The sequence below is a fragment of the Mycolicibacter icosiumassiliensis genome, assembly GCF_900078685.2.
Taxonomy (GTDB): domain Bacteria; phylum Actinomycetota; class Actinomycetes; order Mycobacteriales; family Mycobacteriaceae; genus Mycobacterium; species Mycobacterium icosiumassiliensis.
In genome coordinates this window covers 1,348,417-1,368,044 of record NZ_LT546166.1, presented here as the reverse complement: position 1 = coordinate 1,368,044, position 19,628 = coordinate 1,348,417, and the positions used below count along the sequence as shown (strand labels likewise).

Annotated in this window: 16 protein-coding genes and 1 pseudogene; 6 read left to right on the top strand and 11 right to left on the bottom strand. The window is 67.9% G+C overall.

Features of this window, described 5'->3' with window-relative positions; genetic code table 11:
- Positions 1 to 331: pseudogene (locus BN4346_RS48070) on the bottom strand (PGRS repeat-containing protein); the annotation flags it as partial.
- Between the two features lie 463 nt (positions 332 to 794).
- Between BN4346_RS48070 and BN4346_RS30350 the strand changes: the two are divergent.
- Complete coding sequence (locus BN4346_RS30350; RefSeq protein WP_235653569.1) at positions 795 to 1,466, top strand: C39 family peptidase; 672 nt, start codon at positions 795 to 797, stop codon at positions 1,464 to 1,466.
- A 4-nt stretch (positions 1,467 to 1,470) separates the two neighbouring features.
- Here the strand turns inward: BN4346_RS30350 and tsaD are convergent, their stop codons facing one another.
- The 5 genes from tsaD to alr are packed head-to-tail and all read right to left on the bottom strand — an operon-like array spanning position 1,471 to position 6,276.
- The gene (gene tsaD, locus BN4346_RS30345) at positions 1,471 to 2,496 is read right to left on the bottom strand and encodes a tRNA (adenosine(37)-N6)-threonylcarbamoyltransferase complex transferase subunit TsaD (RefSeq protein WP_067970137.1); all 1,026 of its coding nucleotides are present in this window, start codon (positions 2,494 to 2,496) and stop codon (positions 1,471 to 1,473) included.
- On the bottom strand, positions 2,493 to 3,575 hold the full coding sequence (gene tsaB, locus BN4346_RS30340; protein WP_067970160.1) for a tRNA (adenosine(37)-N6)-threonylcarbamoyltransferase complex dimerization subunit type 1 TsaB: 1,083 nt from the start codon (positions 3,573 to 3,575) through the stop codon (positions 2,493 to 2,495). The genes tsaD and tsaB overlap by 4 nt, the downstream gene beginning before the upstream one ends.
- Positions 3,572 to 4,033, bottom strand: a complete 462-nt coding sequence (gene tsaE / locus BN4346_RS30335; RefSeq protein WP_067970132.1) for a tRNA (adenosine(37)-N6)-threonylcarbamoyltransferase complex ATPase subunit type 1 TsaE — start codon at positions 4,031 to 4,033, stop codon at positions 3,572 to 3,574. Before tsaE ends, tsaB begins: the two co-directional genes overlap by 4 nt.
- The gene (locus BN4346_RS30330) at positions 4,026 to 5,132 is read right to left on the bottom strand and encodes an alpha/beta fold hydrolase (RefSeq protein WP_067970128.1); all 1,107 of its coding nucleotides are present in this window, start codon (positions 5,130 to 5,132) and stop codon (positions 4,026 to 4,028) included. Before BN4346_RS30330 ends, tsaE begins: the two co-directional genes overlap by 8 nt.
- Positions 5,122 to 6,276, bottom strand: a complete 1,155-nt coding sequence (alr, locus tag BN4346_RS30325) for an alanine racemase (RefSeq protein ID WP_078058511.1) — start codon at positions 6,274 to 6,276, stop codon at positions 5,122 to 5,124. Before alr ends, BN4346_RS30330 begins: the two co-directional genes overlap by 11 nt.
- Before the next feature lie 162 nt (positions 6,277 to 6,438).
- On the opposite strand from alr, the gene BN4346_RS30320 reads away from it, so the two are divergent.
- Positions 6,439 to 7,308, top strand: coding sequence for a hypothetical protein (locus BN4346_RS30320; RefSeq protein ID WP_067970157.1), 870 nt, complete (start codon positions 6,439 to 6,441; stop codon positions 7,306 to 7,308).
- A gap of 99 nt (positions 7,309 to 7,407) precedes the next feature.
- On the opposite strand, the gene BN4346_RS30315 is transcribed toward BN4346_RS30320, so the two are convergent.
- The 4 genes from BN4346_RS30315 to BN4346_RS30300 all read right to left on the bottom strand — a co-directional run bounded on the left by BN4346_RS30315 (position 7,408) and on the right by BN4346_RS30300 (position 13,024).
- Entirely contained in the window at positions 7,408 to 8,796 is a 1,389-nt protein-coding gene (locus BN4346_RS30315; protein WP_067970125.1) for a glutamate decarboxylase, read from the bottom strand.
- A 12-nt stretch (positions 8,797 to 8,808) separates the two neighbouring features.
- Positions 8,809 to 10,230, bottom strand: a complete 1,422-nt coding sequence (locus BN4346_RS30310; RefSeq protein ID WP_067970123.1) for a bifunctional ADP-dependent NAD(P)H-hydrate dehydratase/NAD(P)H-hydrate epimerase — start codon at positions 10,228 to 10,230, stop codon at positions 8,809 to 8,811.
- A 492-nt stretch (positions 10,231 to 10,722) separates the two neighbouring features.
- A complete protein-coding gene (locus BN4346_RS30305; protein WP_067970154.1) occupies positions 10,723 to 12,129 on the bottom strand; it encodes an IS1380 family transposase in 1,407 nt (468 codons plus the stop codon).
- 247 nt (positions 12,130 to 12,376) lie between these two features.
- On the bottom strand, positions 12,377 to 13,024 hold the full coding sequence (locus BN4346_RS30300; RefSeq protein ID WP_067970121.1) for a rhomboid-like protein: 648 nt from the start codon (positions 13,022 to 13,024) through the stop codon (positions 12,377 to 12,379).
- 112 nt (positions 13,025 to 13,136) lie between these two features.
- On the opposite strand from BN4346_RS30300, the gene BN4346_RS30295 reads away from it, so the two are divergent.
- The 4 genes from BN4346_RS30295 to BN4346_RS30280 all read left to right on the top strand — a co-directional run bounded on the left by BN4346_RS30295 (position 13,137) and on the right by BN4346_RS30280 (position 17,680).
- A complete protein-coding gene (locus BN4346_RS30295) occupies positions 13,137 to 14,018 on the top strand; it encodes a sensor domain-containing protein (RefSeq protein WP_067970117.1) in 882 nt (293 codons plus the stop codon).
- A gap of 30 nt (positions 14,019 to 14,048) precedes the next feature.
- On the top strand, positions 14,049 to 14,909 hold the full coding sequence (locus BN4346_RS30290) for a sensor domain-containing protein (RefSeq protein WP_067970115.1): 861 nt from the start codon (positions 14,049 to 14,051) through the stop codon (positions 14,907 to 14,909).
- Between the two features lie 99 nt (positions 14,910 to 15,008).
- A complete protein-coding gene (locus tag BN4346_RS30285) occupies positions 15,009 to 16,946 on the top strand; it encodes a flavin-containing monooxygenase (RefSeq protein WP_067970152.1) in 1,938 nt (645 codons plus the stop codon).
- Positions 16,943 to 17,680, top strand: coding sequence for an SDR family NAD(P)-dependent oxidoreductase (locus BN4346_RS30280; protein WP_067970111.1), 738 nt, complete (start codon positions 16,943 to 16,945; stop codon positions 17,678 to 17,680). The genes BN4346_RS30285 and BN4346_RS30280 overlap by 4 nt, the downstream gene beginning before the upstream one ends.
- Positions 17,681 to 17,746: 66 nt before the next feature.
- Here BN4346_RS30280 and BN4346_RS30275 read toward each other — a convergent pair whose 3' ends face one another.
- On the bottom strand, positions 17,747 to 19,591 hold the full coding sequence (locus BN4346_RS30275) for a fatty acyl-AMP ligase (RefSeq protein WP_235653568.1): 1,845 nt from the start codon (positions 19,589 to 19,591) through the stop codon (positions 17,747 to 17,749).
- Positions 19,592 to 19,628: the final 37 nt, after the last annotated feature.

Genomic DNA, 19,628 nt, shown 5'->3' with positions numbered 1-19,628 from the left:
CTCCCCACCACAGCCCACCGGCGCCACCGTTGGGGTCAGCGGCAGTACCGTCGAGGCCGTTGCCGATGAAGATCTGTCCAGCCGGCGCGAACTGGTTGAGGAAATCATCGAACGGCTGCATGAGCGGGCTGTCGATCCAGGCCTGCCCAAGGTCATGCAACGGCAGATAGACCCACTGCTCGTACAACGACGTCAGGTCAAAGCCGTCAGAAGCTGCACCCAAAGCGCCCGGGTCAGCCCACGTCGCCGGGTCGAACAGCCCGGCGATCATATCGACCATCGCATCGTCGACATCCGCCCGCGCGACCGGCGCGGTTGCTAGCGGTGCCATCCCGAACGCCAAAAATGCACCCACGGCGCTGGCAGCGCCGACCGTTCGGTGGTGTGCGTTGTGTGCTTGCCGGCCCCGCCGGCTATCGCGGTGTCCAGACATCCGTACCACTTCCGATCGGGCCAATGGGCGTTCACCAGCCTGCGCCCACTACCCGCCGCCCCTATGCGTAGCGCACTACCTGTTATGTCGGCTCGATCCGGCGCCGACTACTCAGTCGGGCACGTCAGCGAAGCGGGCTACTCGCCCGTCCAGGGCCTGGAGTTAGCGCGCCATCTGGCCCTGCACCACCGGCAGGCCGGGTTAGTGGCCACGTCCAGCGGCGATCGGCAGCTCGGAACGTACTTATTTAAGGTGATCGGCATTCGTGGGAACCCTCGCGTCGTCGTCGCGGGTGCCGAGCGAGCCGGGGCCGAGATCATTTTGCAGGTTGCGTCCAGGAAGCGAACCGATAATGGCGCGCATGTTGACCACCATGTGCACCGCAATACGCTCGACCGGGGCAGCCGCACTGATCGCGGCAGCCGCTGTCGGCGGAGCCGCGATCGCCTCCGCCGACCCGAACGGCCAGATCTACGGCGACCCGGGCGCCGCCGCTCCCTACTGGCGCTACCAGCACCAGGAGGACTGCGGCCTGATGGCGGTCGCCGACGTCGTCGGCCAGCTCACCGGCCACGAACCACTGCAGATCGGCATCGAGCTGCGCGGTCTGTTCACCCCCAGCAGCAACCACCAGGGCAGCATCTACGAGTTCGACGGCACCTCGCCGCAGGACATGGTGGTGCTGCTGGAGAACTACGGGATCGCCTCGGACCTGACCGCCGGCAACACCCTGACGGGTCTGGAACAAGAACTGGCGGCCGGCCACAAGGTGATCGCCGGCCTCAACGCCGAAACCATCTGGAACTACCCGGCCGGGCAGGGCCAGCGCACCCAAGCCGACCACGCCGTCGTCGTCACCGGTGTCGACACCGCCAACGACGTGGTGCACCTCAACGACAGCGGTACCCCCGACGGCCGCGACGAACAGATCCCGTTGGACACCTTCAGCCAGGCGTGGGCGACCGGCAACAACCTGCTCATCGTCACCCAGGCGACCGGCTACGGCACCGTGCCGTGGGCGCCAAGCATCTGAGCCGTCAGGACACCTGGCCCTGCACCACCGGCAGGCCCGGGTTGGTGGCCACGTCCAGCGGCGACGGCGCCACTCCGGCGGCGATCAGATGCGCCGCGAACGACGCGATCATCGCTCCGTTGTCGGTGCACAACCGCAGCGGCGGGATCCGCAGCGTCAATCCTGCTGCCGCACAGCGCTGTTCGGCGAGTTCGCGCAGCCGGGAGTTGGCGGCCACCCCGCCGGCGATCAGCAGAGTGCTGACGCCGAGGTCGGTGGCCGCGCGCACCGCCTTGGCGGTCAGCACGTCGGCGACCGATTCCTGGAAGCCGGCCGCCACATCGGCGGCTGAATAGTCCGGGGTCTTCTCGACGTAGCGAGCCACGGCGGTCTTGAGACCCGAGAAGCTGAACACGTAGGGGGCGTCGCGCGGGCCGGTCATCCCACGTGGGAACGTGATCGCCGAGCGGTCCCCGGTGCGGGCCAGCTCGTCGAGCGCCCGCCCACCCGGATAGCCCAGCCCGAGCAGCCGGGCCACCTTGTCGTAGGCCTCCCCCGCAGCGTCGTCGACGGTGCTGCCCAGCTCGACGATCGGCTCCCCCAGCGACCGCACGTGCAGCAGGTGGGTGTGGCCGCCGGAGACCAGCAGGCCCACGCACTGCGGCAGCGGGCCGTGCGCGTAGACGTCGGCGGCCAGGTGTCCGCCTAGGTGGTTGACGGCGTAGAACGGCACTCCCCAGGCCGCCGCATAAGCCTTGGCCGCGGCCGCGCCCACCAGCAACGCCCCGGCCAGGCCCGGCCCGATGGTGGCTGCCACTGCGTCGGGTTTGTCCACCCCTGCGGTCGCCAGCGCCCGCCGCATGGTGGGCCCCAGCGCCTCCAGATGCGCACGCGACGCGATCTCGGGCACCACGCCGCCGAAGCGGGTGTGCTCTTCGACGCTGGAGGCCACCTCGTCGGCCAGCAGGGTCAGAGCGCCGTCGGCGTCCAGGCGAGTGATGCCGACACCTGTTTCGTCGCAAGAGGACTCGATGGCAAGAACTACTGTCATGCGCCGTTCCTCCTCATGGTGTAGGCGTCGGCGCCGTTGCGGTAGTAGCGCTTGCGCAGTCCGGTCTCGACGAAGCCGACATCGCGGTAGAGCGCGATGGCCGCAGCGTTGTCGGTGCGGACTTCCAGGTACACCACGCCGCCGTCGGCGTACTCCAGCAGGTCGGTGAGCAACCGCCGCCCGATACCGCGCCCCTGATGAGCCTTGTCCACCCCGATGGTGTGCACCTCGTACTCGAACGGCGGGGTGCGCCCAAGCCTAGCGATTCCGCCGTAGCCCACCACGGTGTCGCCGATCCGGGCGGCGACGTAGTGGTTGTCGCCCGCGTCGATCGCCCGGCTGAAGGCTTCGGCCGGCCACGGGTCATCGCCGCCGAATAGTTGGGCTTCCAATTCGGCGCAGCGCACTGCGTCGCTGTCCACCAGCGCGCCCAGCGTCACTGGCGCAGCGGCCGATGCGGGCGGTTTGGCATCCGGGCGGCGCAGATACAGCGGCACCAGCGATTCCGGAGGGTCGCTCCAATCCCGCACTGCGACAACCAGTCCCGCAGGCGTCGGGTAGGCGATATCGAGAACCGGTAGGGCGAACAGCTCGGTGTGCGCGGGTGAACCGGCCACCGCGACGGCGTCGGCGGGATCTACGTCGGCCGGTGCACACACCGCCGGACCCGCCACCCGGACGCCGTCGCGGTAGCGCGCCCAATAGACCTCCCGACGGCGCGCGTCGGTGACCACCAGGACCGGCCCGCGGGTGCGCACCCCGATCGCATCCAGGCTGCACACCCCGTACACCGGGATGCCCAGGGCGTGCCCATAGGCGGCGGCGCTGGCCATCCCGACCCGCAGTCCGGTGAATGGCCCCGGCCCGCAACCCACTACGACCGCAGTCAGATCGGCCATGCTCAGGCCGGCGTCGGCCAGTGCGCCCAGCACATTGGGGGTCAGCCGTTCGGCGTGCGCGCGGGCGTCGGGGGTGACCCGCTCGGCCAGCACGGTCGGTCGACCAGCCTCATCTAGGACCACCACGCCCGCGGTGACCGCGGGGGTGGCGGTGTCGATAGTCAGAATCGCTCCGGTCACGGCGTGTGCCACCGCCAGGTCGCGGTGCGTGTCTCGCAGTCCGCGGCGCGGTCCAGCCGGATATCCAGGTGACGCTCCGAGAGCCGCTCGGCCAGTCCTTCGCCCCACTCCACCACGACGACGGCGTCGTCGAGTTCGGTGTCAAGGTCCAACGAGTCCAGTTCGGCCAGCAGGTCCAGGCCCGACTCGTCGAGCAGGCGGTAGAGGTCGACGTGAATCATCGCCGGGTTGTCCGGGCGGCGGGCGCGATGCTCGCGGGCCAGCACGAACGTCGGCGAGGTGACTGGCCCATCGACGTCGAGTGCGGCCGCAATCCCCTTGGCCAACACGGTTTTTCCAGCACCCAGCGGACCGGACAGCACCACCACGTCGCCGGCTCGCAGCTGTTCGCCCAGCCGGGCCCCCAGCGCGACGGTGTCCTCGGCGGTAGCCAGCGTCGCCTCCTGCGGATCAGCCACTGCGCCCGGCCTTTCGGCGCAACCGGTGCGTCAGCATGCCGCGGCGCGGCGCGGCCCGCTCCACCAGTCGCACCAGCGCCTCGTCGATGACATCGGGTTCCTCCAACTGCACCAGATGCCCGGCCCCGGGCACAATTACCAGCTCACAATCCCACAGCGTGGCCGCCATAGCCCGCGAGTACCCCGGCGGGGTGAGCAGATCCTGGTCGCCGCAGGCAACCAGGGTAGGGATCTTGGCCAGCGTCGGCAGCGCGGCACTCTCGTCGTGCACTTCCAGGGCGTGCAGGAAGCCGACCATGGTGGCGACCGGGGTGGAGTGCATCATCTCCTCGGAGAATGCCACCACACTCGGGCTGATCTGGTCGGTGCCGTAGGAGGCGGCGCGCAGGATCGGTGCGATCACCCCGCGGGCCGCGCCGCGGCCGCGGTGCACCAGCTTCGGCGCGTACCGCACGCTGAACTGCACGGCCTCCAGCGCCGGGTTGCGCAGAATCTCGCCCAGCGGGGATCGCGAAACCCCTTTGGCGGCCGACGATATCAACGCGGCGCCGACAATCCGGCTGCCGTAGCGCTGGGGAAACTGCCGAGCGTGCGCCAGCACCGTCATGCCGCCCATCGAATGCCCCACCAGCACTATGGGGCCGCGTGGCACGGTGGCCCGTAGCACCGCTTCGAGGTCCTGGCCGAGCCGCGGCACGGTGTAGGTGCCCGGTGGGGCAGTGCCGGACTCGCCGTGGCCGCGCTGATCGTAAAAGACCATGCGCACCTGATCGCCCCACTCGGCCGCCAGCCGCGCCCGCTGAAAGTGAAACGACCCCATCCGCAGGCAGAATCCGTGCGCGAACACCACAGTCAACGGTGCGTTGCGCGGGCCGGTGTCGCGCACCGCCAGTTCGACGCCGTCTTCGGTGACCACCACCGAGTCGTGGTCGTGTTCGAGGATCTCGAAATCCTCGTCGGCGTAAGCGTCTTCGGCAGTGGTGCGTCGTGTCACCGACCGGGCGATGGTGGTCCCGGCGATGGTGCCGACGGCGGCCAGGCCGGCCGCCCCCGCGAGCCAGCCACCGGCCCGCCGCGACCCGCGCCGCTTACCGGCCATCGGCGCCCCGATACGTCCTGGCGACCCGCCCACGTGGGCTGTTGACCACCTCGTAATGGATGGTGCCCAACGCGTCGGCCCAGTCCTGGGCCAGCGGCTCGCCCTCTGCTCCAGACCCGAACAGGATGACCTCGTCACCCTCGGTGACGTCGACGGGTCCGGGGCCCAGGTCGACGACGAACTGGTCCATGCACACCCGCCCGACGCTGGGCCGACGCCGGCCGTTGATCAATACGTCGAACCGTCCACTGAGCGGTCGGAACACCCCGTCGGCGTAACCCATCGGCACCAGTGCCACGGTGGTGTCGACCGGGGCGACCCAGGTGTGGCCGTAGGAGACCGCCTCCCCGGCTTTGATCGGACGGACCAGCACCACAAGCGATTTCAGCGTCATCGCCGGAACCAGACCCATGTCACCCCGCTCGGGGATCGGACTCAGGCCGTACATGGCTATTCCGGGCCGCACCAGGTCAAAGGCTAGATCGGGGCGGGTCATCGCCCCTGCCGAGTTGGCCAGATGCGCGACCGGGAACTTCAGCCCCTGCTCGCTGGCCACCCTCAGCAGATCGGAAAAGCGTTGGGCCTGAACGTCGTTGACCGGGTTAGCAGTCTCGTCGGCGCAGGCCAGATGCGACATCAGGCCGCGCACCCGGATCGCGTCGTCGGCGACGGCTCGCCGCAGCGCGGTCACCAGTTCCGGGAAGTCGGCGGCGCCGATGCCGTTACGGTTCATGCCGGTATCGGCCTTGACCGTGACGGTCGCGGTTTGTCCCGTGCGCCCCACCGCCTCAAGCAGTTCGTTCAGCTGCGCCACCGAGGAGACCGCGATCTGCACGTCGGCGGCCAAGGCGGGAGCGAAGTCGGTGTGCGGCCCGTGCAGCCAGGCCAGCACCGGCGCTCTTATGCCGGCCGCTCGCAACGTCAGGGCCTCGTCGACGGTGGCGACCCCGAGTTCGGCCGCGCCGGCGGCCAGCGCGGCGCGGGCTACCGGGACTGCGCCGTGCCCGTAGCCATCGGCCTTGACCACGGCCATCACCCCGGCGGCGCCGGCGTGTTCGTCCAGCACCCGCACGTTGTGGGCGATGGCGTCCAGGTCCACCAGCGCCTGCGCGAGCAGGCCGGACGTTCGGGATACGGCAGTCATGTCAGCTTCCATTGTCCCAGAACCTGCCGAACCGGCCCGTCGGATCGCCGAGGGTGCGGTTTAGTTCGCTCGACGGCCGTTTTGCGACCGAAAACACACACTCGACGGGCGGGCTGTGGATTGACGTCCACGCCGGGGCAGGCCGCGGTGCCACCCTCGGTCATGCGATCACCGCAAAGGCCGTTTCGGGCGGCCGAAGCGCTGGCCCGCGGCGGCGTGACCCGCGCCCAGCTGCACCGCGACTACGTCCGCATCTACCCGGGCGTGTGGACGCCCCGTGGGCCACTGACGGCGTCCGACCGGGCGCGGGCCGCCTGGCTCTGGTCACGCCGACGTGGTGTTCTTGCCGGGTTGTCCGCGTCGGCGATGCTCGGCGCGAAGTGGATCGATCCCGACAGCCCCGCAGAACTCATCCACGACAACCGTCGGGCACCGCCGCTGCTCACCGTGCACAGCGACACACTGCTGCCCGGCGAGGCACAGACGGTTCGCGGGATGCCGGTGACCACGGCCGCCCGCACCGCTTTCGACCTGGGCAGACGCCTCGATCTCACCGCGGGAGTGCAGCGTATCGACGCCCTGATGAACGCCACCGGCGTCAAAGTTCTCGACGTCGCCGCGGTAGCCGACGTGCACCGGGGCGCCCGTGGCCTACGCCAGCTCGAAGAGACCCTGTTGCTTGTCGATGGAGGCGCCGACTCACCCTACGAATCGCTCACCCGACTCCACCTAATGCGCGCCGGCTTTCCGCGGCCGCAGACCCAGATCCCGGTGTATGGCGACTACGGCCAACTCGTCGCCGTCATCGACATGGGGTGGAAAGAGCACCTCGTCGGCGTCGACTTCGAAGGCGCCCACCATTGGACCGATCCCCAGCAGCGGGAACGTGACGCCGAGCGTTACAACACCCTTCTCGAACGCGGTTGGATCGACATCAAGCTGACGAGCCGCACGCTGCACATGACTCCGGACCGGTTCCTGGACCGGGTCGGAGCAGCCCTGATCAGCCGAAGCTGCCCGAAAACCTGGTGACCTGCCGCGCCGAGTGTGCGGTTTGGTCGCCGAAATCGCGATCTTGGGACCGAAAACGCACACTCGGCGGCCGGATGGGCCTGCGGGGAGACCGACCGGCTAGTGCGAAAAGTGCTGCTGATCGTCGTAGAGGCCGGCGGGTTTGACCCGGTCCAGGGCGGTCACCGCTTTCATGATGTCGTCGAAAAGCGCCCGGGCAAGATCCGCCGACAGCCCTTCACGGACCACGACGCGCAACACCGCGACGTCCTCGGCGCCTTCGGGCATGGTGTAGGCCGGCACCTGCCAGCCGAACGTACGCAGCTCGTGGGACACGTCGAACTCGGTGTAGCCGCGCTCGCCCGCCAGCCGGCAACTCACCACCGGGATCGCCGAACCGTCGCTGATCACCTCGAAGTGCTCGGAAGCGGCCAGTTGGTGCGACAGCCAGCGAGCGGTGTCGGACAGGGTCCGCATCACCTCGGTGTAGCCGGCGCGGCCGAGGCGCAAGAAGTTGTAGTACTGGCCGACGACCTGGTTGCCCGGCCGGGAGAAGTTCAGCGTGAACGTGGGCATGTCGCCGCCCAGGTAGTTGACCCGGAACACCAGCTCCTCGGGCAGATAGTCGGCACTGCGCCACACCACGAAGCCGATGCCCGGGTAGGTCAGCCCGTACTTGTGGCCGCTGACGTTGACCGAGACCACCCGCGGCAGCCGGAAATCCCATTTGAGGCCCGGGTGCAGGAAGGGCACCACGAATCCGCCGCTGGCCGCGTCCACGTGCACCGGCACGTCCGGCCCGCCGCCCGCCGCCAACTTGTCTAGGGCCGCACAGATCTGCTCGACGGGTTCGAGCTCCCCGGTGTAGGTGGTGCCCAGGATGCTCACCACCCCGATGGTGTTCTCATCGACGGCATCGACCACTTGCTCCGGGGTGATCACATAGCGGTCCTGGCCCATCGGCAGGTAGCGGGGTTCGACGTCGAAGTAGCGGCAGAACTTCTCCCACACCACCTGGACATTGGAGCCCATCACCAGGTTCGGGGTGCGGCCCTTCCAGTCGTCACCGACCCGCTGGCGCCACCGCCATTTCATCGCCAGCCCGCCCAGCATCACCGCCTCGCTGGACCCGACGGTGGACACCCCGATCGCACTGGCGGGATCATCGTCACGCAGATCCTCGGCGTGAAACAGGTCGGCGACCATGGACACGCAGCGCTGCTCAATGGCCGCGGTAGCCGGGTATTCGTCCTTGTCGATCATGTTCTTGTCGAACGACTCCGCCATTAGGGCCGACGCTTCGGGGTCCATCCAGGTGGTGACGAAGGTGGCCAGATTCAGCCGGGAACTGCCGTCGAGCATCAGTTCGTCGTGGATGAAGCGGTAGGCGGTCTGCGGGTCCATCGGCTCGTCGGGCAGCCGCAACGCCGGCACCGGCGAGGTGAACATCCGGCCGGTGTAGGCGGGGGCGATGGCGTGCGCCGGCACGGACGGGTGGGAATGGGTCACTACGACTCTCCTCTATAGCTGGGCCAGGGCGGTGCGGATGTGGGCCAGGATGCGCGAGGCCGACGTCGGGGTGGCGCCGGGTCCAGGGTCGGCGGCCGAGGCTGCGGCGGCGCGAGTGTGCACGAACGCGGCGGCGGCAGCGGCCTGGGCGGGGGGCAGGCCGGATGCCAACAGCGCGCCGATGATGCCGGACAGCACGTCGCCGGAGCCCGCGGTGGCCGCCCACGACCCGCCGGCCGGATTGAGGTAAACCGGGCCGGAGGGGTCGGCGACGACGGTGACGTTGCCTTTCAACAGCACGGTGGCCCCGAATCGGTCGGCCAGCTCGCGGGCCGCGCCGACCCGGTCGGGACCGGGCGGGTGTCCGGCCAGCCGGGCGTATTCGCCCGCATGCGGGGTCAGCACCGTCGGGGCGTTGCGATCGGCCACCAGCGACGGGTGGGCGGCCAGGATAGTCAGCGCATCGGCGTCGACGATCACCGGCAGATCGGTGCCAAGGGCGAACCACAGTGCGGTGGCAGCCTGTTCGCCGGTGCCCAGACCGGGACCGACCGCCCAGGCCTGCACCTTCCCGGCAGCCGCCGGGCTGGGCGCCGCGACCACCTCCGGCCAGTGCGAAACCACTTGGGCGTCAGCGCTTCCGGCGTAGCGCACCATACCGGAGGTGGCCGCCACCGCCGCCCCCGCGCACAGGATCGCCGCGCCCGGGTAGGTCGCCGATCCGGCCAGGATTCCGGTGACGCCCTGGGTGTATTTGTCGTCGCGTGGGCCGGGCGCCGGCCAGCAGGCCTCCACGTCGGCCGCGGTCAACGAGTGCAGGTCGGTGCCCGGCAGGTCCAGGCCGATCTCGACGAGCTCGACCCGCCCGCACTGCCCCAGGGCGTGCACCGGTTTGAGGCCACCGAAAGTGACGGTGAGAGCGGCGCGCACCGCGGGCCCGTCCGCCGCGCCGGTATGCGGATCCAAGCCACTGGGAATGTCGACGGCCACCACCGGAATACCCGCCGCCTCGACTCCGGCGAAGACCTCAGCGGCATGCGGCCGCAACGGGCCTCGCCCGGAGATGCCGACCACGCCGTCGATCACCAGATCCGTTGCGGACGGCACGGTGTCAACGATCCGGCCGCCGGCACGTTGGAACGCTGCAAGGCCCTTGGCGTGGGCACGCTCGGGGTCGAGCAGGACGGCACTGGCCGCCACGCCGCGTCGACGCAGCAGGGTAGCCGCCCACAGCGCGTCGCCGCCGTTGTCGCCGGAGCCCACCACCGCGCACAGCTGACGCCCGGCTACCACGCCGGTGCGCGCGGCCAGCTCCCGTGCGATCGCGGTCGCCAAACCGAACGCGGCCCGGCGCATCAGCACCCCGTCGGGCAGGCTCGCCAACAGCGGTGCTTCGGCGGCGCGAATGACCTCGACGCTGTAGTAATGCCGCACTTGCCCTCCTCGCCGTGCTCGCGATTGTCAGGCTAGCCTCGATTTTGCATGGAAAATGGGTTCGGGCTCGGTCTGATGGCGAATTGGCTGATTGGTAATGATTTTCGGGTGGTGGCGTGGCGGAGCTGTCCCGTGTCGCCGGGTGGGGCGGGCTTTCCCAGGGCCGGTGGGCCTTTCAACGNCGCCAAGGCCTGAGGGTTCAGTCGCCAAAATTGCGATCGCGGCCAGGTCCGACTTTCTCGCGCCGAGATTCTTATGGTCGGAGCCGGCCGGTGGACGGGGCCTGCGCCGTTCACTGTTGGCAGCTCAAACACGGCATTAGCCTCGATTTTGCATGGAAAATGGGTTCGGGCTCGGTCTGATGGCGAATTGGCTGATTGGTAATGATTTTCGGGTGGTGGCGTGGCGGAGCTGTCCCGTGTCGCCGGGTGGGGCGGGCTTTCCCAGGGCCGGTGGGCCTTTCAACGTTGGTCGGTCGGATGGGCCGCGGTGTTATCGGAAGGCGCTGCGGATGGTCTGCCAGGCGGCGGCTATCGCCGATGCCCACCGCCAGGTGACATCCAGGCGTAGCCGCAGTTGACGGGCACTGCGGGTGACGCGGGCCGCGACGTGCAGGACCCGGTAGCGGAAGGTGGCGATCTCAGCGCGGGCCAGTGCCGGGTGGCTACCGAATCCGATGAGTCGGGTCCAGGTGACCAGGTCGGCGCCGGCCAGAATGACTTCGAGCCAGGCAGCGTTGGCCCAGAAGGAATGACACGGCAGGTTACGCAGACCGGTGGCCTTCAGTTCGCGGATACGGTCCTCGACGCGGGCGTGCTGACGGTGCCGTAACTCCAGGCCCGCTACCTGCCCGGCGATGATTCCGGGTGGTGTGTCGGTGATGAACGCGGTGATCCGCATCCCGTCGGCGTCGGTGAACCGCAACTGCGCGCCGGGGTGGGGGCGTTCTCTGCGCAGGATCAACCGGGTCCCGGCCGGCCAGGAGGCCAGGTTGACCAGGGTGGTGGCCTCGGCGACCCAGGCGCCGTCGCGGATACCGCCGTCGGTGTCGATCGCCGGGTACCAGGCATCAGCGAGGGTGAGACTGTCCACGGCGTCCTGCACGCGGGCGTCGACAGGGTAGCCGAAGGAGAACCCGACCCCGGCGATGCGGCAGGCATCGGCGAATCGGTGGGTGGCCCCGGCGGTGTCGCAGCGCACCACCACCCGGGGCTTATCGGGATCATCGGGGTGGTCTGGGTCGGGCCGCCACGCCGGGGGCAGGGCGGCCAGTGCCTGTCCCAGAACGATGACGTGGTCACTGGCAGTGTTGGAGCCGGCGTTACCGTTGCGCAGCAACCCGGCCAGAGCCTCGCCACCGGCGATCTCGGGGCGGTCCAGGAACGCTAGCAGCGGATGAAGACCGAACGTCTTCTTCCAGGTCGGGGCGGCGCCGGTCTTGTTGTCGGAGTGATCGATGACCAGGGTGGCGTCGATGTCGATGTGCAGCCAGCCCTCACCAGCGGGGGACGCTCCGGCTTCCCAGGCCGCGGCCCGCGCGGCGGCCCGCGCGGCCCGTACCCCGGGTAGGTGTGCGGCGTCGATGCGCTCATCGACCAGCCGCCACATCGTGGTCGTCGAGGCCTTCGCACCCAGGACGTGCTCGCGATCCCCGCACAGTTGCGCGACCCCGTCGATGCAGTCGGCCCCGTCGGCGACCGCGGCGGCCAGATCAGCGAACACCTCCCCGGGCTCGTACACCCACGGGCCCCGGTAGGTATCCGCCAGCGCGGCCGTGACCTGCGTCGATAACCCGGTCCGGTCGGCCAGTTCGCGCAGCATGCCCATCCCGGCATGCGACACCACACCTTGGCCGTCAGCAGACACTTTCACCCGCCCTGCCACCGCGATATTCTTCACCTGCGAGGTGCCTTCCACTTGGAACGATTGAACCGTCGACAAGTCCAATTATTCCTTGCAGGACAGGCACTTTCGCTCATCTACACACCTTCACAAGGCGCATTTCGCGAAAAATCTGGGCTAGTGCCTGCGAGGTGCCTTCCACTTGGAACGATTGAACCGTCGACAAGTCCAATTATTCCTTGCAGGACAGGCACTTTCGCTCATCTACACACCTTCACAAGGCGCATTTCGCGAAAAATCTGGGCTAGTGGCCGCCGACGGCGCTCGGGTGATGTCGCAGCGGATGGTGGGGGTGCGTCAGCGGGTAACAGCACAACCCGATGACTAACGCGGCGGCATGGCCGACCGCGGTGAAGTCCGAGTTGATGGCCAGCGGCACCGCGAAGATCACGAGCAATAAAGCCAGGTATCCCCACCGCCAGGGCCGACGGATCCGATAGGTCAGCACCGCCATCACACCCACCAGGAAGTAGCTGACCCCGATGTCTCGCGCGAAGGTCAACCGCTCCGATTCCCGGTGCAGGTGGATCAGCGCGTAGAGCGCACCCTCGCTGACATAGGTGGCACCGACGTGGGAGATCAATCCGACCATCAGCCAACGCAGGTGCCCCAGCCAGTGTTCGGCCGGCGCCAGAAACAGGGTGAACAGCACCAGGTACGGCGACCAGTCCTTGCCGTCGATCCACAACAGGCTGGAGACCAGCACCTCCAATGGGTCGGTGGCCAGGTGGTGCAGGTTGGTGGATTGCTCGACGAGCATGGTGTGCAGGCGCCGGCCGACCATGTGCTGAATAACGGTGGTGACCCCCAGCACCGCCAGCCACAGATAGGTCAACGGCGCGGTGTGCACAAAGTGCCACACCGCGGCCAGGCGCGTTCTGACGTCCGCCACGGCGTACAGCGTCGCATGGTCGGTGCAGACACGGACAGACCGACCGCTGATAACCTCGGTGAAAATCGGGCCATCCGCCTGCGATCGGCCCCGACGGGAGGTGGGGGCACCTATGAGCGAACCGCACGGTCCGACGCCCAACCCCTACGACCAGCCCCCATTCGCGCCGATGAACCAGCCCATGCCGCCGGGTCCGGGCGGGCCGTTCCCACCGCCATGGCCACCCGGTCCGCCGCTGCGGCGCAATCGCCGACTCATGCGGGTCCTGTTGGCGCTGGTCTGCCTGCTGACCGTAACCGCCGTGGTGCTCGCCGTGAAGGTCATCGGACGTGACCGGCACGAGAGCGCGCAATCTCCCACCTCGGCATCGGCAACGTCCGATGACCAAGCGTCGGTGCCGGTCTCCGCTCTCGAAGGCCTGCTGCCGGCCAAGGAAGTCGTCTCCGCAGCGGTAAGCGACCCAGGAATCGGCCTCGTCGCCGAAGGTACGGGTATAGACACCGACGTCATGGTGGACGCCGACTGCCAAGGACTTACCTCTGTTTCCGGGCCCGTTTTTGCCGGTTCCGGATGGACCGCTGTCCGCTGGCAAGGATGGAACAGTCCCGCCGAGCCCAATCCACCTAGGTGGGTGCACCAAGCCCTGATGTCGGTAACGAGCTATCCGCACGCCAGCACTGCTCGTGCCTTCTACACCAAGGAGAGCGCGGCGTGGCAGAAGTGCTCCGGCCGCATCATCAATACCCGCGTGCCCACCGTCCCGGACTCGCCCGGCCTATTCTGGTCGGTCGAGGGCGTCGCCGACGCCGATGGGGTGCTCAAAGCGACCACGATCTCCGAGGGCGGCGGCGGCTGGTCGTGCCAGAACGCGCTGACCGCACGCAGCAACGTTGTCGTCCGCATCAGCGTGTGCGCAGATACGGATTCGGCAGCGGCGACACAGACACTCCTCGACTCGATCACCGCGAAGATCGACGCGGCAGCAGGACATTGATGCACAACCGCGACGGGATTGGGGTGCACGATGAACCCCTATGATCCGCCGCCTTGGCAACGGATGCCGCCGAATCCGGCACCGAACGGCAACCGCCGACTGATACCGATGCTGCTGGGGCTGGTCTGCGTGCTGGCGGCGATTGTCGTGGCACTGACGGTGACCGTCATGCGCCGTGACCGGCACGAACGCCCGCAATCCAGCCCGACATCGTCAGCTGATGGCTCCCCCGACCGGACACCGGCACCCGTCGCCGCTGCCGACCGCCTGGTGCCCGTCGCCGCGCTCGACGGCCTCTTGCCGGACCGGGGCGTCGTCTCTTCCGCGGTGGACGACCCAGCCATCGATCTGGTGTCGCACGGTGAGTACATCGACCCCGACAATCTGGCGGATGCCGATTGCCAAGGGATCACGTCCGTCTCATCGCAGGCCTACGCAGGCTCGGGTTGGACTGCTATCCGCTGGCAACGATGGAACAGTCCGCCCGAACCCGATCCCCGCTACCTGGCGAAGCATGTCTCGATGTCCGTCACCAGCTATCCGCACGCCGCCGCTGCCCGGGCGTTTTACGCCAATCAGAGCGCTGCATGGCAGAAGTGCAACGTCCGTATTGTCAACAGCCGCTTTGCCAATGCGAAAGAATCACCAGACCAACTCTGGTATATCGACAATTTCCTCGACTCCGACGGCGTGCTCGCTGCCCTCATGATGGACAACGTCAACTCCGACTGGACGTGTCAAACCATGCTGACCGTGCGCAGCAACGTTGTTGTCCGCGCCGCCGTGTGCGAAAGCTCAACTTCTTCGATAGCCGCACGCACAACTCCTTCGATAGTGGCGGCACATACGCTGCTCGACTCGATCACCTCGAAGATCGACGCGGCCGGGTGAGTCCACGCCAGCCAATCCTTGCTCCGCCCCTACGCCTCGCGTATCGTCCGATTCAATTTCGCGTCGCACAGTAGCGAATACAGGGAGAGGGCCGAGCCGTTGCGCAACCGCTACGCCGGGGAACCGTTCACCACCACCGATTCCGAGATCGCCGCCGCTTTGGAGCAGGTGTCCATCCCCAGCTTGTTGCTGTCGTGCGTGCACATCACCGGCGACCCCCGCTTCATCCGGGACTTCAGGCAGAACGGGATCTTCCTCAACGAGATCCAGGGGTTCATGTCCGAGGAAGACAAGGCCCGCGCCCGCGCCGAAGCGCTGCCGGTGATCGTGGACTACCGCGACCGCGGCTGCCCGCAACCCGCTCCCCTGCCCGCCGAGCTGGTCAAGGAGATGATGGACTGGGCGGCCTGCGAGACCGTGCCGGACGCCTACCTGGGGTTGCTCTCCGAAGAACTCGACCTCGACGGCGTCGACCCGCGCGCTCCGGCTCCGCTGGACCCCGCCCGCGCGGCGGAGCTGCCGGTGGTGGTGATCGGTTGCGGCGAATCGGGCGTGCTGGCCGGAATCCGGCTCGCGCAGGCCGGTATTCCGTTCACGATTGTCGAAAAGAACGAAGGTCCGGGCGGAACGTGGTGGGAGAACGACTATCCGGGGGCTCGGGTGGACGTCGCGAACCACTTCTACTGCTACAGCTTCGAACCCAACAACGACTGGGGACATTACTTCGCCGAACAGCCCGAGCTGCGGGCGTACTTCACCGATCTTGTCACCAAACACGGCCTGAGCGAGCATGTTCGGTGGGGCACCGAAGTCACCGACGCCGTCTGGAACGAGGGCAACGGAACCTGGACCTTAACCATCCGCACCGCCGGCAATTCAGCGGCCACGCTCTCGGCGCGCGCGGTGATCACCGCGGTCGGTCAGCTCAACCGCCCGCATCTGCCCGATCTCGACGGGGCCGACAGTTTCGCCGGCCCATCGTTTCACTCCGCGGCGTGGGATCACACCGTCGACCTGACCGGTAAGCGGGTGGCGTTGATCGGTGCGGGTGCCAGCGGATTTCAGATCGCACCCGCGATTGCGGGAAAAGTGCAGCACCTCACGGTGTTTCAGCGCACCGCGCAGTGGATGTTCCCCAACCCGATGTATCACGACGCCGTCGACGACGGGGTGCGCTGGGCGTTGGAACACCTGCCGTTCTACGGCCGCTGGTACCGCTTCCTGCTGCTGTGGCCCGGTGCCGACAAGGGCCTGGAGGCCGCCCGAGTAGACCCGGACTATCCCGGCCAGGACTACGCGGTGAGCGAGATCAACGCCCTGGCCCGGCAGATGTTCACCGGCTGGATCACCGATCAGGTGGGTGACGACGACGAGCTGCTGGCCAAGGTGTTGCCCGACTATCCGGCGACCGGCAAGCGCACCCTGCAGGACAACGGCACCTGGCTCAAAACCCTGAGACGCGACAACGTCGAACTGATCCGCACCCCGATACGGCGCATCACCGCGCAGGGTGTGGAGACCGACGACGGTGTCCATCACGAGGTGGATGTGATCGTGTACGCCACCGGCTTTCGGCACACCGATGTGTTGTGGCCGATACGCATCACCGGCCGTGACGGGACGGATCTGCACGCGCTGTGGGGCAGCAAGCCGTACGCGTATCTGGGCATCACGGTGCCCGGCTTCCCGAACTTCTTTGTGCTGTACGGGCCCGGCGCGCATCTGGCGCACGGTGGCAGCCTGATCTTCAACTCCGAGTTGGAGATGCGCTACATCGACGCCTGCCTGGCCAAGCTCGCCGGCGAACGACTGCATTCGATCGAGCCGACCGTGCAGGCGGCCACCGAGTGGCATCGGGCCACCCAGGCCGCGATCGCCCAGACGGTGTGGGCGCATCCGGCGGTCAAGCATTCCTACTTCAAGAACGCCGACGGCGAGATCCACACGGTGAGCCCGTGGCGGCTCGACGAGTACTGGTCGGCGGTGCGTGAACCGGATTGGTCGCAGTTCGTCATCACAGAGGGAGCGCGCAGGTGAGCGGAGTTGTCGTCACCGGGGCAGCATCGGGGATCGGCCGGGCCTGCGCCCAGGCCCTGGTCGCCGACGGCCGCCGAGTTACGTTGTGGGACATCGCCCAGGCGGTCCACGACGTAGCCGAAAGTTTGGGGATGCCCGGCGCGGTGGTCGACGTGTGCGACGACGACGGGATGCCCGCCGCGGTCGCGGCGGCGGCCGAGGCGCTGGACGGAATCGACGGGCTGGTGCATGCCGCGGGCCGGGTGTTGCCCGAACCGGTAGGCGCCTACACCGCCGAATCCTGGGATGCGGTGATGGATGTCAACCTGCGCGCCCAGGCGATGCTCGTGCAGTTGATGCTGCCGCACCTGGAGACTGTCGCCCGGGCCGGCGGCGACCCGGCCGTGGTCGGCATCTCCAGCATCGAGGGGTTGACTGCCAACCCGTTCATCCCCGCCTACTGCGCCTCCAAGGCCGGGCTGCTGGGGCTGACCAGGTCGATGGCCGCCCAGTTGGGCCCGGCCGGAATCCGCGTCAACGCGGTCTGTCCCGGCTTCATCGAAACCCCGATGCTGCAGATCGCGCTCGACGTCGAAGAGGTCGCGGCCGGCTTCGTGGCCGCTGCACCGCTGGGGCGGATCGGCCAACCGGCGGAAGTTGCCCAGGCGGTGGCGTTCCTGATGTCGCCGCGGGCGTCGTTCGTCACCGGAACCCAGATCGTCGTCGACGGTGGGGTCACCGCCCGGCATCCGTGACGGCGAAGGACCGTCAGCTGTTGTGGTCTGAGTGACTGGAAGCACCACGCGCCATAGCCGGCCGGGTCAGGCGCTGCCGGATGCCCGTCGGATGGCCTCAGCCAGGATTTCCTCTGCCACAGTCATGTTCGCGGCTTCCTGGGCCTCGGCAACACCGTCGGGTGGTGCTTGCCAGTGCGCCACCACCGCGAGATCGCCGTCGAGGAACTGCTGCCGACACTGACGCCGCTGGATCTTGCCGCTGGATGTGGTGGGAATCGACACATGCTCCACCAGCACCACATCGTGGGCCTCGATGCAATGATGCTCGGTGATCGTGGCCCGGATGGCGTCGATGACGTCGGCGAGGTCGGTGTCGCCGATCAGGTCACGATCCACTTCCTGCACGACCACCAGTTGTTCGACAGCATGCGGTCGGGGCGTCACCGTGAAGACCGCACCCCGACCCGACACCAGCACCGGATCGCAGTCCTGCACGGTGAACTCAACATCGTTGGGGTAATAGTTGTGGCCGTCGATGGTGACCAGGTCTTGGTAGCGCCCCGCGACGAACAACTCCCCGGCGCACAAGAAACCCAGATCCCCGGTGCGCAGGAACGGCCCACGGGTCGAGTCGGAGCCGTCTGCCTGCGCCAGGTGGGCCGCGAAGGACTGCTTGGTCTCTTCAGGGCGTCCGAAGTAACCCTCGGCGACGCTGGGTCCGGCGACCCAGATCTCGCCGACCTGGTCCGGGCCGCATAACCGATGAGTCACCGGATCGACGATGGCCACGTCCTGTCCTCCCCGGGGAGGACCGCAACTGACCAAGGTTGCAGCAGTGGGGTGCTCCGGTGCGACGTCGACCACCCGGTCGGAACTCAGCGCGGTGCGATCGACGTAGCGAACCCCCGGTGCAGCGCCGTCCGATCCGCCGGCCACCAGCAAGGTGGCCTCCGCCAGCCCGTACACCGGCGTGAACGCCTCCAGCCTGAAACCCGCCGGGGCGAAGGCCGCGGCGAAATTCTGCAGGGTTACGGCACGTATCGGCTCCCCGCCGTTCATGGCGATGGACAGGTTGGACAGATCCAGTGCCGCACGCTCCGCTGGGGTGCTGGTTGCCACCGCCTTTTCGAAGGCGAAGTTCGGTGCGGTGGTGATGACGGCCCTGTGCCGGGAGACGGCTTCCAGCCAGCGCATCGGACGCTTGATGAAGGCGGTCGGAGACATGAGCACCGCGCTGGCCCCGGAGTACAGGATTTCCAGGACGACACCGATCAGCCCCATGTCATGATGCGGCGGCAACCAGTACACGCCGACCCCGGTGTCGTCGCCCTGCCACGCCTGACGGACGATCTCCAGGTTGTGCATGAGGTTGCGGTGCGTCAGCACCACGCCCTTCGGCGAGCGGGTGGAGCCCGAGGTGTACTGGATCATCGCGGTGGAGTCCGCATCGATGGCCGGAACCGCCCACCCGTCGGGGTCTCCGAGGGCGGCGTCTTCGATGACATTCCAGCGCAGGGCATGTCCCTCGGCCAGCTCGTCAATGCTGGCCTTGGTGTTCGCCTGGGTGTCAGCGGTGGCGAGAACGAAGCCGGCCTTCGCATCGGGGACCACCGCCGTTAGCCGCGGCGCCAGCCGCTGGTGCACCGGCACCGCAACCGCGCCCGCATAGACACAACCGAAGAAGGCGGCAACGAACTCCAGACCCGGGCGGTACAAAACCAGCACCCGCTGTCCCTCCGCACCCTGCTGCTGCAGAGTGGATGCGATCGCGCGCGCCTTCCGATCGAGCTCGCGGTAGCTCAGCTCGCTGCGATCCTCGTCGTCGCCGTTATAGGAGAAGCTGAACAACACCTTGTCCGCGTACTGCTCGGCTCGCCGCTGCAACATGTCCAGCAAAGTGTTCTCGCTGGTCAGGTCGTAGTCCGACAACTCGTCTCCCTCAACGATTTGCGGTTCATCCCGGTCG

Bases quoted from the DNA above. Each gene is read 5' to 3' on its own strand.
- BN4346_RS30290 (WP_067970115.1), top strand. From the start codon at position 14,049: ATGAACCCCTATGATCCGCCGCCTTGGCAACGGATGCCGCCGAATCCG.
- BN4346_RS30330 (WP_067970128.1), bottom strand. From the start codon at position 5,132: ATGGCCGGTAAGCGGCGCGGGTCGCGGCGGGCCGGTGGCTGGCTCGCG.
- BN4346_RS30350 (WP_235653569.1), top strand. From the start codon at position 795: ATGTTGACCACCATGTGCACCGCAATACGCTCGACCGGGGCAGCCGCA.
- BN4346_RS30320 (WP_067970157.1), top strand. From the start codon at position 6,439: ATGCGATCACCGCAAAGGCCGTTTCGGGCGGCCGAAGCGCTGGCCCGC.
- tsaD (WP_067970137.1), bottom strand. From the start codon at position 2,496: ATGACAGTAGTTCTTGCCATCGAGTCCTCTTGCGACGAAACAGGTGTC.
- BN4346_RS30295 (WP_067970117.1), top strand. From the start codon at position 13,137: ATGAGCGAACCGCACGGTCCGACGCCCAACCCCTACGACCAGCCCCCA.
- alr (WP_078058511.1), bottom strand. From the start codon at position 6,276: ATGACTGCCGTATCCCGAACGTCCGGCCTGCTCGCGCAGGCGCTGGTG.